This is a genomic window from Proteocatella sphenisci DSM 23131, from assembly GCF_000423525.1.
Classification (GTDB): domain Bacteria; phylum Bacillota; class Clostridia; order Peptostreptococcales; family Filifactoraceae; genus Proteocatella; species Proteocatella sphenisci.
The window spans coordinates 46,328-60,177 of record NZ_AUID01000018.1; the positions used below are offsets into that span (position 1 = coordinate 46,328).

Below are 13,850 nucleotides of genomic sequence, written 5' to 3' on the forward strand. Positions count from 1 at the left end.
TTTATATTTTCCTATAAAGGATTTTCAGATATGGAATTTTGGGCTATAAAGAATTTAATATCATCGGATGTCTTTATTTTGAGAACTTTTTCAGACATCAAGCGCATTTTTTCATAAGAGAGTCTCGAAATAAGTTTTCTTGCTCTTAGCATAGAGCTTGCACTCATAGAAAATTCATCAAGACCCATTCCTAGATAAAGCGGAATAAGACGACTGTCGCCAGCAGTTTCTCCACACATTCCACACCATATCCCGTTATCGTGTGCTACATCTATAACATTTTTTATAAGTCTCAGTACTGCCGGATTGAATGGATTGTAGAGTCCTGCTATTTTTTCGTTCATCCTGTCAACTGCGCAGGTGTATTGTATAAGATCGTTTGTGCCAATGCTGAAAAAATCGACTTCATCGGCTATAAGATCAGCAGCGATTGCAGCTGAAGGAATTTCAATCATAATGCCTTTTTCAAATTCAGAGCAGTATTTTATGCCTTCTGCATCAAGTTCTTGTATGCACTCTTCAAGTATGAGATTTGCAGCTCTTACTTCTTCGACACATGATATCATGGGATACATTATTCGAAGCTTCCCATATATACTGGCTCTGAGCAGAGCCCTCAGCTGTACTTTGAAAATTTCTGGTCTGTCTAGAAAAATCCTCATTGCGCGGTATCCAAGAAAGGGATTAGCTTCTTCTGGTATACTAAGATATGGAAGATTTTTGTCACCCCCTATATCAAGTGTACGTATTATTACAGGCCTGTTTCCCATGGTTTCAAGCACTATTTTGTAGGCTTCAAACTGTTCGTCTTCACTGGGAAAGCCGGCTCTGTCCATGTAAAGAAACTCTGTACGGTAAAGCCCTATGCCTTCAGCTCCGTATTCGTCTGCTCTTTTTGCATCTGAAGGAATTCCTATATTTGCACATATTTGCACTCTGTGCCCATCTGCGGAAATAGAACTGTGATCTTTGAATATGCACAGCAGATCTTTTTCTTTTTGAAGCTGTAAATTTTTTTTAGAGTATTTTTGTATGGTCTTAGGGTCTGGATTTATAATTATAGTGCCCTCTGCTCCATCAAAACATAAAGTATCGCCGTCTTGAACGAGTGAGCTTATATTTCCAAGTCCAAGTACTGCGGGTATTTCAAGGGATCTGGCCATAATTGCTGCATGAGATGTCCTTCCCCCTATGTCTGTAAGAAAGCCAAGTACCAGATTTTTTTTCATCTGAGCAGTATCTGAAGGAGTGATATCATGTGCCACTATGACAACGGGTTCTTTTATAGAGCGAAGAGAATGGATCTCTCTTCCAAGCATATTCATGATAAGCCTGTAGCCTATATCTGTTATATCTTCTGAACGTTCCTTCATATATTCATTTTTCATTCCTCGAAACATATCTGCAAAAAATCGAATTGTTTCATCGGCTGCGGATACTGCATCTTGCTTACCCTCTTCTATTTTAAGTCTGATTTCATTTAGAAATTCAATATCTTCAAGCATCATTATATGGGAGTCAAGAATCTTGATCATTTCAGGATCTGAATCAGACTGTATATTTTTAAGTTGAAATATGGATTTTTCTATGGCATCTTCAAGAACTTTAATATGAGGCTTAATCTCTGAGTCTGAAATTACAGTTCTCATTATAACGGGGATTTCTTTTTTTAGAAGAAGCACTTTACCAATTGCGATCCCATCGGAAGCGGCTATACCTGTCATCATATATTATCTCCTTAATTTTACAACTTTTGTGAAACTATATTACTATTATTTTAAAGTAAAAATACCATTTAAACAATGTTTTTTTGAGATATAGACAGTAAACGATTTCCTTGTTTGACAACAGCTAGCACTGAGGATATAATGTAAAAGTTGTAGTAAAGCAAAAATCAAACAAATGGAGGGAACATGAAAGCCTATAAAAAAAGAATACTGATTGTCATGCTTGCAATGCTTGCACTGGTCAGTGGAATTTTTGAAATGCATACATTGGATACATATGCGAATGAAAGGACGAAAAACTACGATGTTGTAGTTTTTGGAAGTGATCCTGAGGGGGTTGCTGCGGCATCTAGTGCAGCAAAAAATGGACTAAAGACACTTATGGTAGATTTTGGAAGGCAAGTGCCTGGAGGCCTGTACACCTTGGGGTGGCTTAATATGATCGATTTCAATTATGCTCCTGATAATGAGAACAGCATATTTGATACAAGATTTTATCCCGAAAATTACTTAAATCATGGTATATTTGACAGATTCTGTAAGCTTATTGGGAAAAGAAAAGCATTTGATATAAATGCAGCAAGAAGAGCTTTTGAGACCATATTATCTGAAAGTGGGGCAGAAGTTGTCTTTACCGATGACAATTCTTTTGATTATATATATGACAGTAAATCAAAGCTTTCTCAAATCACACTCAATAAAGATACAAATCCGGAGCATATCAGTGCAAAGGTAGTTATAGATTGTACTCCAAATGCTGATATAGCTATGAGAGCAGGAGCAAAATTTCTTGAGGGTAAAGAAGACCTGGGACTAAAAAACCAATATCAGGCAACCACGCTTGTCTTCAAGATAGATGGACTTGACTGGGACAAGGTAAAAGAAAATCTTAACTATGATGATGATCCTAACACCGGAGCCAGCGGAACCAGTGCCTGGGGATACGAAGAGATGTTCAACTGCCCGGTAGATAATCCAAAGATGCAGATGAGAGGACTCAATCTGGGACTTCAAGACGATGGAACGGTTCTTATAAATGCTTTTCAGATTTTTGATATGGACCCTTACGATAAGGAAGCAGATGAGCAGATAAGGCTCCAAGCCAGGGAAAGAATCCAAAAAGATGTAGTGCCATATATGAGAAACAATCTCAAAGGCTTTGAAAACATCAACTTTGTAGATGTAGCTCCAGAGTTTTACTTTAGAGAGACAAGGCATCTCATAGCAAAGGAAACCCTTACGGCTGAGGCAGTATTTGATAACAGCTTTCCAAAGAACTTTATTGCTTCTGGAAGCTATCCCATAGATATTCAGGCAAAGAAAAAAGGTGATTCTGGAACAATACTTTCAGGAACCAGGCCATATGGAATAAGTGCGGGAATGATGATACCAGAACATGCAGATGGAATATTTGTACCCAGCAAATGTGCAGGGTTTGATTCGGTGGCATTTGGAAGTGCTCGTACTGTACCAGTGCTTATGGGTATGGGAGAAGCAGCTGGAGTAATGTCAAAGGTCATAATAGACAATAACATAGGTGTATCAGAAATATCTGGAAATGATAAACTTCTTCTTATGACCAGAAACATGCTCTTTGATCAGGGAGTAAGGCTGGTAGAATATCAAAACAGCAACCCGGTTGAAGGCAGTTATGCAAAAGAACAGATAAAATATCTAAGGAGCAGAGCGCTTCTTAGTATGAATTATGATAACAATTACAGACTTGAAGAAAAAGCTTCATATAAAAGTCTTGAAAGCATGCTCTATCTTCTTGAGAACAATTCTATAAACAAAATGGACAGGAGTTTTCTCTCAGATATAGAAAAAGATTCATACATTACTATTGAAGACATGATGAATATAGCAAACAAGACTATGAAGCGTGATTTCACAAGCGTTGAAGGGCTCAAAAATGCTTATATAATAAGTGAATCTGCCTACAAAGAAATCAGAGATAAAGAAGAATTGATCAATGAAGATATGTACTGTATAATGGCAGGTATTGTAAAAAAAGCACCAAAAAAATAAGAAAGATACCGGCGCGGGAAGTTATTCCTCTACCGGTATCTTTGTTTTAAAAGTATTATTTTTTGTAAATATTATTTTTCAGCTTTTACAGCATTTTCAAGCAGAAAATTCAGGACCTTGTCATAGAGTGCCTGTTTTTTAAGCAAGTCTTTTCCATACTGGGCTACAAGTTCATCAGATGTTGGAAAACCAAAAGCTCTTGTATATTTGTTAATAGCAGCATCATATTCCTCATCGCTTACTTTGATTTTTTCGGCTTTTGAGACAGCAAGCATAACAAGCTCTTCTGATACTGTTGATTCAGCTCTTTTTTTGGCATCTTCTTGAAACTCTTCAGGAGTCATCTGCAGGTATGTGCTTAGAAACTCTTCTGTTGTAACTCCGTACTGAACAGCTGTTTCTTCTATGTCTTTGTTCATTGCGTCAATATATTCCTGTGTCTGATCTAGAGGATATTTTACAACTTCAGAAGAAGAAACGACCATTCCAAGAAGAGTAAGCTTGTCTGCATAGTCTGCTTCTGATTGGAGAGAAGCCTTTATATCTGCCTTATAGTCTTCTATAGTGTCAAAATTTGAATTTTTGCTTACAAACTCTTCATTGAGCTCAGAAACTATTTCTTCTTTTATGGAGTTTACTTTAACTTTGAAAACTACGGCTTTGCCTGCAAGGTCTGGGCTGCCATAATCTTCAGGGAAAGATATATCAATATCTACATTTTCTCCTGAATTAACACCTATAAGCTTGGCTTCAAATCCAGGTATAAATGTGTCAGAACCTATTTTAAGGTCATAGCCTTTAGCGCTTCCGCCTTCAAATGCGGTTCCATCGAGAAGCCCTTCGTAATCTATATTAGCAATATCGCCATTTTGGATAGGTCTGTCTTTGATGACATTCAAAGTAGGACTGCTGGCAAGTATGGCTGATATTTCCGATTCAACTTCAATATCAGTTACTTCAACTGACATAGGAGTATATTTAAGACCCTTATATTCACCCAGCTTTATATATTGGTCTATATTTTTAGTTGTTGCAGTCTCAGCAGACCCGGAGCACCCCGCAAGCAACATTAGTGATGCCAGAGTAAGTGATAGAAACTTTAATTTACTTTTTTTCATTTTTAATCCTTTCGTTTTACAAAATATGGTATTTTTTACTTATTGAAACAAGACAATATTATAATTTTAACATAGAAATGTGGAAAATGGAAAGGATTTACCTATCTAAAGATCCTCATGCAAAACAATATCTAAAAATATGTCAACTATTTCCGGGTCAAACTGCAGTCCTGAATTATCCATGATTTCCTTTACAGCTTCATCTTTTGAGAGCTTTGTTCTGTAAGGGCTATTGCATGTCATAGCGGTGTAGGCATCTGTTATTGCCAGTATTCTCGATAAAAGTGGGATTTCATGCCCTTTATGATTGCGGGGATAACCGCTCCCATCCCATTTTTCATGGTGTGAAAGTATATAAATAGCTATGGAAGAATACTCTTCTTGAGACTTCATTATCTGATAGCCTGCTTCGGAGTGTCTCTGTACAAGGTCGTATTCTTCAAGTGTAAGGCCTCTTTTTTTGTTGAGCAGCTGTGGGGAAATTATGATCTTGCCTATATCATGATAGCGAGCTGCAATCTCGAGATTAGACAACTGGTCTTGTGAAAAATTCATGGCGGTTCCTATTTTTTTTGAGAGTTCTACCATAGCACTTGTCTGCTCTATTTCATTTTTATATTTTTTAAATAAATTGTCTACGATACGCTCAAAAGTCATTTTTCTCATGTTTTTGCCTGAGCTTATCTTGTTACTATACATATTGTTTTCAGCTATATTCATTATCTCATCTACATTTTGATCAGGAGATGTTTTTGAGCTGCATCCAACTGCTAAAGACACTACTACATTATTAAGATTTTCTCTAGCTGCGGAATTGCTAATCCTGTCCATAATGAGTCTGGCCTGTTCGATGTCAGTTTTTGGAAGTATGGCTGCAAATTCATCCCCTCCAAGCCTGGCTACTATATCATCGTTTCGACATTCTTTTTTTATTACATCTGCAATTTTTTTCAGAAGCTGATCTCCCATTTCATGACCAAATGCGTCATTTGTTAACTTTAGTCCATTAACATCCATAAGAATAAAAGATATAGGAAGATTTCTCAGGGTATCAAGCCTTAAGAGTTCTTCTTCAAAAAATCTTCTGTTGTACAGCTTGGTAAGATGGTCATGAAAGCTCAAATATTCAGCTTGTTTTTGTATATTTCGTTCGCTGGTGGCATCTCTTATGACTATAACGGCTCCTTTTTTTTGCATTTTTTTGTTTTTAACAGCGGAAGCGCTATATTGGACAGGAATTTCACGTCCGTCTCTACTGATAAGAGACAAATTGCCTGAAACCTTTTCAGGCAATCCTGTCCTGATTACATTATCAACGGTATTTTCATATGGTTTTTTTGAATCACTGTCTATAAAATTAAAGATAGACTTTATAGGTCTTCCCTGAGCTTCTTTGTAAGATATTCCACAGAGCTTCTCTGCGGCTTCGTTCATGAGTATTATATTTTCATCCACGTCCACTGATACAACCCCATCTGCTATTGATAAAAGAGTTGTGCGAAAGATTTCCTTTTTGAGATATACAGAATCTTCCATTTCTTTTCTCAGCATAATTGAAAGCAGGAGCTGGCTAAAATTCTGAAGGAGATTATGCTCAAGGCTGGAGTAGAGGTGTGTATTCTTGATTGAGTTAAATCCGGCAAATCCATAGAGTTTATGATCGTATATGATGGGAACAGCAATAAGACTTTTTATTTCATCAAGCCTAAGATGCTTTCTTTCCTTAATATACTCGAGGTCAGTTTCTCCGTTTACAAAAAGTGGATTTCCACTTATATGGCGCTCCACCCACTCAGGGATAAGATCCAGAGAAATTTCCAAAAGTGTATTGATTCTAGGAGCTGTACCTTCTGAGCACCATTCATAGATATTTGAACAGATATTACGGTCAAAGTCATAACGAAAAATATAAACCCGGTCTGCTTCAATAGTATTCCCAAGTTTTTCAAGAGAATCAGAAATAGCCTGATCTATATTTTCGGTCTTTACGTTAACAAAGTCCCTGGATATTTCGTAAAGAAGCTCCTGAATATCACTTTGTTTTTTGATATGTTCACTTATATCTGTAAAGAAGGTTATAAAGTAGTTTTTTTCAGGTGAATAAGCATTTACAGTGAACCACCTTCCAAGGACACCAGAATACTGCTGAAATTCTTTTTCACCCCCATTAAGAGCTATGTTTCCATAAAATGAGATCCAGTCAAAAGAGTCTTTTTTTATATAGGGAAGGATTTCACTTATTCTTTTTCCATGTATATCAGAAATTTTAAGACCTGTATATACTTCAAAGGCGGCATTGGCTTCAATAAGAATATAGTCACATGGTTGTCCTTTAGAATTGCAGATTATCTCATGAAGGGCATAGCCAACTGGAGATTTATCTATTATTTTTTTGTATGAAATATTTAACATGAGATTATCTCCTATAAATACAAAGTAAAGTAAAATTGCTATGTCAGTTTTTTATTAATCCCGCAAATTTGGCAGCTTCCATAACAACTATAGGAACAAGAGACAGAAGCATGGATATGGCATAAAGAAATGGTGAAAGTACTGTAAGGCCAAAGAATATTCGCAGTGGAGTAAAAACCACTATGACCATTAAAAAAATAGATATAGATGATGCGATATTAAGATTTTTACTGCTAAAGACACCAGTCTTAAATAAAGATTTTTCTGAGCGAATATTAAAAGCCTGTGATATCTGAGACAGTGCAAGCACGAGGAAGGCCATTGTACGCCCTGATTCAATGCTAGTGGTTGTCTTAGATCCATACCAAAATGCAAATAAAGTTAAAATAGCTAACATAAGTCCTTGAAGAAGCACCCTTATTAAAGAAGATTTTGTAAAAAATCCTTCATGAGGAGACCTTGGCTTTAGCTTCATAATCTCAGGATCGGTTTTTTCCATTCCAAGGGCTATTGCCGGGAAACTATCTGTAACCAGATTTATCCATAAAAGCTGTGTAGAAAGCAGAGGGCTCGTTCTCCACAGGACCATTGCAATGAATACAGAAAAAACTTCACCTATATTTGTACCAATAAGAAATATCACAACCTTTTTGATATTTTCGTATATTCCACGTCCCTCGCGCACAGCCTCTACTATAGTGGCAAAATTGTCATCTGTAAGTATTATATCCGAAGCCTCCTTGGCAACATCTGTGCCTGTGATGCCCATGGCGCACCCAATATCTGCAGCTTTTAGTGCAGGAGCATCATTTACCCCATCACCTGTCATAGACACCACATCACCTCTTTTTTGCCATGCTTTTATTATACGGAGCTTGTCTCTTGGGGAAACACGGGCATAAACAGATATATCAGCTACCATAGAATCGAGTTCCTCGTCAGAAAGGGACTCCATCTGGGATCCGGTAAGGGTAAGGTCATCTTTTTCAAGTATACCAAGTTCCCCCGCTATGGCAGAAGCAGTTGAAAGATGATCACCAGTTATCATGACCGGTTTTATGCCTGCATTCCTGCAAACCTCTACAGCTGCCTTTACTTCTGGCCTTGGAGGGTCAGTCATTCCAATGAGACCAAGAAAGATAAGTCCATTTTCTATATTTTCAGAACTAAGTTCGTCAGGGAGTGAATCAATTTCTTTGTATGCCACCGCTATTACGCGAAGAGCATCACTGGTCATGGCATCATTCATATCCGAAGAAAACTCATGCTCTCTTTGTATACATCTGGTGATAAGATTATCATAAGCTCCTTTTGTAATAACTATATTTTTGTCAGACATCTTGTTTATAGTGGTCATGAGCTTGCGGTCAGAATCAAAGGGAATTTCAGCCAGCCTTGGATTTTCAGCTTCAATTATATTTTTTATAATGCCCTTATCGTAAGCAGATGCGACGATTGCAGTTTCTGTGGGGTCACCTATGTGCTTAACTGTATCACCTTCATAAACCATAGTGGAGTTGCAGCAAAGTGATGCAAACTTAAGGAGTTTAAGGAGTTCTTCACTTTCATTTTTGTCTATTTCAAAAAGTGAATCAGAGCCCGCTGTAAAAGCACTGACCACAGTCATCTTATTTTGTGTAAGGGTGCCGGTCTTGTCTGAGCATATTACAGAAGCACTTCCAAGTGTTTCAACAGCAGGAAGATGCCTTATTATAGCGTTTTGTTTAACCATACGCTGGACACCCAGTGAGAGGACAACTGTAACTATGGCCGGAAGTCCTTCAGGTATAGCAGATACTGCAAGTGACACAGATATCATAAAAATATCCATTAAAGGAATCCCATCTAAAAGCCCGGTTATAAAAATTATTATACAGGATATAATTGCAATTATGCCAAGATATTTTCCCAAATTTGAAAGCCTTTTTTGAAGAGGAGTAAGAGTATCATCTTCACCTGCAAGCAGGTCTGCAATTTTACCCATTTCTGTATTCATACCAGTAGCTGTAACAAGGGCTTTAGCAGTACCTCCTGTTATACTGCATCCTGAAAAAACCATGTTAATCATATCGCTTGCAGTTGCATCTGGACCTGGGATAAAAGCTGTATCTTTTTCTGAAGGAACAGACTCTCCAGTAAGGGCTGATTCATCAGAACGAAGAGAAGAAGCCATAATAAGCCTGGCATCTGCGGGAACAATATCGCCAGCTTCAAGTATTATTATATCCCCAGGAACAAGCAATGAAGCATCGATAATTGATTGAGAAGCATCTCTTATGACTCTGGCATTTTTTGAAGAAAGAGTCTTAAGGGCAGCGAGTGCTTTTTCGGCCCTTCCTTCTTGTACAACGCCTGCCGTAGCATTGAGTACTACTATGAGAAGTATAAGTACAGGTTCAAACAAGCCAGATGAGTCAAGACTTTTAATAGATATTGCAAAAGATATAGCCGCAGCTACAAGTAAAGTTATTATCATAATATCCTTAAACTGATTTGCAAATCTTTGGAAATATGATTTATTTTTTTTAGTTTTAAGGACATTTTTCCCGTATTCGTTGAGGCGATTTGCAGCAGAACTACTATCAAGGCCCTTGTCTGGATCGCTGGCAAGGGCTGTGAGAAGATTGTCTAAAGGAGTACTATTAGGGTTCAAATCAGGCCGCCTTTCCTTAAATAATAAAACATTTATTAAATTTATACCCCTTTTATAACATAAATACGACATTTATGGACATAAAAAAAGAGCAACTTCAGATTAAAATCACGTGGATTTTTGAAGCACTCTTTAAATATCTCAAATAGTATTAGATATTTAGTTTTTTTGCAGCTAACTTTTCTGCAGCTTTCTTTTTGAGAGCAGCTTTTTTTAGTGCTGCTTTTTCTAACGCCATTTTCTCAGCGTCACGAAGACGTTCAAGTTCTTTTTCGATGCGCTCTTTGGAAATCTCCTTATGTAGCTCACCGAGTTTTTTTGAAACATATTCCTGACTTTCGGGGTTACACATTTTTAGATAGCTTTCAAAAGCTTCGGGATATGAAAATTTCTTTTCACCTGTATCTTCATCAAATTCGACTTTTATTATGTTACCCGAGTTTGAAGTAATCCGACCGATTCCAAATTGAGAATGCTGCACCTTTTCATCTATAAGATTCATGGGTTCACCTCCTTATTATAAAAAGCATACAAAAAAGTGTTTTTTCAGCCAGATTGTGCTGAAAAAACACCGGGTCGTATATGCTCTTGCAAACTGTTTATATTAATAGTATAGCATAAATTTTCAAAAAATGACAGTTTAAAAAAATGTATTAAAGCTTATATAATATAAGGGCGGTACAATACAGGCGTTTTGCCTCCAAAAGTCTATGCGTATGTTTTTATTGAAGAAAATGCTTTGTATATTATTACTGAAACAAAGGTATTTGCAATTGCTGTTGGAATAACCACTGTTACAAAAAGAGCAGAAAAAGGAGCGGGCAGTCCAAACATCAAAAGCGCAGATCCAAGAAATATGACACCACTTACTATAGTTCCCAAAAGGCTTAGAAGAGCAGTGAATATATGTTTTCCTTTTTCATCAACAAAGATGGACGAGAAAATACGAATCATAAGATAAATAAATATAGCAGATGAGACCTTATCTATAATTGAAGGAATCTGCCCCCCAGGGAAGCCTGTAGTCATTGCAGCTATAATGCCAGCGACAAAACCAGTTACTACAGTGTTTTTCAAATCAGGATTTATGATAATTGCAATGAACATACATGCAAGCATAAAATCAGGCTTGATGCCGAAAAACAGAGGCGGAGTTATTGCGTGAAGAACAAATCCGATACCTAAAAGTACCGCTGAGAGAACTAGATTTCTGGTTGTAAAATTTGAATTTTTCATAATAGACATCCCTTCTTCGCTTCCTGCGAAATAAATAATTTTTTAGATTTGTTAATTCGGAAATAAGCAGGAAAACAAAAAAACCGCCCAACGTACATACTTCCCCCTTTATAAGGAGCAAATAGAACATTTGCGGTGCCATCCTTGTTAATACTTTACTGCCAATCTAATCCAGAAAACTCTGTCAGAGACTTGTGTATCAAAAAACCCCAATTCAAAGAATCGGGGTATGCAAGTCGAATAGATATGTAAAGCATTATCTTATTTCAGGTACAGACATACCCTACCTCTATAACGTGAGGACCACGTCTTCAGCTAATAATCACAACAGACTTTCGCCGAGAATCTCATAGACCCATTCGCTTAAACTACACTGCCAGGTTTCACCAACCCCCGGCTCTCTGAAAGCTTTATTTAAGTTACTTACTTCTAATCAAAGACTTTATATTGATTTAAACCAATATTAACGCTAAAATGATAATATGTCAAGACTTTTTGGAGGAAAAACATGAAAATTATGAATAAAGAAGAAATGCATCAGGCAGACAGGTATACAATGGATAAAATAGGCATACCAGGATATGCCCTCATGGAATGTGCAGCCCAAGCTATGATTACAGAAATAGAACAATACATAATAGAAACATTTCATGAATTTAAAGCAGAAAATGTTACAAAATTGCATGCGCCCTCATTAACAATCCTGTGTGGGAGTGGCAATAATGGGGGAGACGGACTTGTGCTTGCAAGGAGATTGCATGGAAGAAACTTAAGACCAAAGGTATGGATGTGCGCTTCGCCTGCTAAAATAAAAAACCAGGCACTGACAGCTATGAAGGCATTTGTAAACTCAGGCTTTACATTAAATGAATTCAGCCATAATAACCTGGAAGAATTAAAAAAGACCATAGAAAAATCAGACTATATAATAGATGCCTTGCTTGGAACAGGAAGCATAGGTCTTGCAGAAGAGCCATACAGAACCATCATAGAGATGGTAAACAACTCTCCAGCAAAAGTAATATCTATAGACATTCCAAGTGGAAGTGACCCAGATTGTGCAGACAACCCCTGCAGCATAAGGTCAGATCTGACTCTGAGCGTACAATTTCCCAAAATAGGAGCCTACCTTCATCCTGGAGCTCAGAACTATGGAAAATTAAAAATAATAGACGCAGGGATAAGGCAAGAAACAGAAAAAAGTAAGCCAGGCACATATCTATGGGACAAGAGTATGCATGAAGCTTATAAAACTCAAGAATTGATATCACATCAAGACGATTATAAGGGAAAAAATGGTAGAGCAGTAATAATTGGAGGAAGTAAGAATATGACAGGAGCCCCTCTTATGTCAGCCATGGCATGTGCACGTTCAGGGGCGGGTCTGATATCACTGGCAATAATAAGAGACAGTAGAATAAGTGCTCAAATCTTGATTCCAGAAAGTATGTATCTTGATTGTAAAGAATCACAAGGGGCCCTTACAGATGTAGAAATTCCGGAAAACACAGATTTAGTAGCAGTTGGAATGGGAATGGGAAGAAATCAGAATTCAAAATATCTTATAGACAAACTTTTAAAATCAGAATACAATCTTTTGATTGATGGAGATGGCCTGCATTTTCTTAAAGACATTAAAGAGTCACTTATCAGTAGAAAAGGAATTACAGTACTGACTCCTCATATGGGAGAAATGGCCGGGCTGTGCTCAAAGGATATAGACTATGTAAGAAGAAACAGATTTGACTTATCTCGAAATTTTGCTGTAAAATATAAAGTATATTTAGTACTGAAGGGACCAAATACAATAACAAGCTGTCCTGATGGCACACAGTATGTAAACCAAAGTGGAAACGAAGGTCTTGCAAAAGGCGGATCGGGAGATATACTCGCAGGAATGATAGGAGGAAGATTGGCTAGAATAAGCAAAAAAATGCATATATATAAGGAAGCAAAAGAAAAATGCAATATAAATACTATCACAGGCAGGGTTATAGCTGATACAGTCTATTGTCATGGAAGAGCATCAGATGAATTAATTGAAGGCGGAAAGAATATATTCAACATGATCCCAACAGATATTATAAAAATGATATAATTTTTTAAATGTTTTTTTATAGGATATAGTTCGGAAAAATACACAAAAAATGACACAAGAGACAAAAAAGAAAGAATAATACTCCATTAAAACGAATTATTTTCATTGTATACAAAATAATATTCAAATATGAAAATTGTCTCAAAAAAAATATGAAAATTAATGTTGACTTTTATAGTAAATCTTAGTATACTAATAAAGTCGCCAAAACACAGCAACAACAACACAAACAAAACAAGATAGAGCGGCGCAACATGAACCTTGAAAACTAAACAGCAGAATATACAAACCATTTATAGATGTGAGCCGCAAGGCAATCATCTACAAAAAGAAACAAACCGTAATTTCAATTAATTGAGATAACAAAAATAGATATGTCGGATGTTTAATCCGGCCAGTCAAACATTAAATTTAAGAGTTTGATCCTGGCTCAGGATGAACGCTGGCGGCGTGCTTAACACATGCAAGTCGAGCGGAGTTTAATTGCAGATCCCCTTCGGGGGTGAAAGAGTTAAATTTAGCGGCGGACGGGTGCGTAACGCGTGGGTAATCTGCCCTTGTCACTGGGATAACACATC

Annotated in this window: 8 protein-coding genes, 1 rRNA gene and 1 other annotated feature; of the genes, 3 read left to right on the forward strand and 6 right to left on the reverse strand. The window is 37.0% G+C overall.

The genetic code is table 11. The annotated features are described in order from the left end of the window. Positions 1-11 precede the first annotated feature (11 nt). Positions 12-1,727 (reverse strand): phosphoenolpyruvate--protein phosphotransferase, encoded by a 1,716-nt coding sequence (gene ptsP, locus G558_RS0108030; protein WP_028829720.1) that lies wholly within the window; start codon positions 1,725-1,727, stop codon positions 12-14. A gap of 186 nt (positions 1,728-1,913) precedes the next feature. On the opposite strand from ptsP, the gene G558_RS0108035 reads away from it, so the two are divergent. Continuing rightward, a complete protein-coding gene (locus G558_RS0108035; protein ID WP_028829721.1) occupies positions 1,914-3,755 on the forward strand; it encodes an FAD-dependent oxidoreductase in 1,842 nt (613 codons plus the stop codon). A gap of 71 nt (positions 3,756-3,826) precedes the next feature. On the opposite strand, the gene tig is transcribed toward G558_RS0108035, so the two are convergent. The 5 genes from tig to G558_RS0108060 form a co-directional block, all read right to left on the reverse strand. Beyond that, positions 3,827-4,873: a trigger factor gene (gene tig, locus G558_RS0108040; protein ID WP_028829722.1), complete on the reverse strand. Its 1,047-nt coding sequence runs from the start codon at positions 4,871-4,873 to the stop codon at positions 3,827-3,829. 105 nt (positions 4,874-4,978) lie between these two features. Continuing rightward, positions 4,979-7,285 (reverse strand): HD domain-containing phosphohydrolase, encoded by a 2,307-nt coding sequence (locus G558_RS13415; RefSeq protein ID WP_051188592.1) that lies wholly within the window; start codon positions 7,283-7,285, stop codon positions 4,979-4,981. A gap of 43 nt (positions 7,286-7,328) precedes the next feature. Further along, positions 7,329-9,938, reverse strand: coding sequence for a calcium-translocating P-type ATPase, PMCA-type (locus tag G558_RS0108050; protein WP_028829723.1), 2,610 nt, complete (start codon positions 9,936-9,938; stop codon positions 7,329-7,331). A 151-nt stretch (positions 9,939-10,089) separates the two neighbouring features. Continuing rightward, a complete protein-coding gene (locus G558_RS0108055; RefSeq protein WP_028829724.1) occupies positions 10,090-10,440 on the reverse strand; it encodes a hypothetical protein in 351 nt (116 codons plus the stop codon). A 206-nt stretch (positions 10,441-10,646) separates the two neighbouring features. After that, complete coding sequence (locus tag G558_RS0108060; protein WP_028829725.1) at positions 10,647-11,174, reverse strand: tryptophan transporter; 528 nt, start codon at positions 11,172-11,174, stop codon at positions 10,647-10,649. A gap of 110 nt (positions 11,175-11,284) precedes the next feature. After that, positions 11,285-11,620, reverse strand: a binding site (T-box leader). Between the two features lie 62 nt (positions 11,621-11,682). On the opposite strand from G558_RS0108060, the gene G558_RS0108070 reads away from it, so the two are divergent. Beyond that, a complete protein-coding gene (locus G558_RS0108070) occupies positions 11,683-13,272 on the forward strand; it encodes a bifunctional ADP-dependent NAD(P)H-hydrate dehydratase/NAD(P)H-hydrate epimerase (protein WP_028829726.1) in 1,590 nt (529 codons plus the stop codon). Between the two features lie 407 nt (positions 13,273-13,679). Further along, positions 13,680-13,850 (forward strand): 16S ribosomal RNA (locus tag G558_RS0108075); the annotation flags it as partial.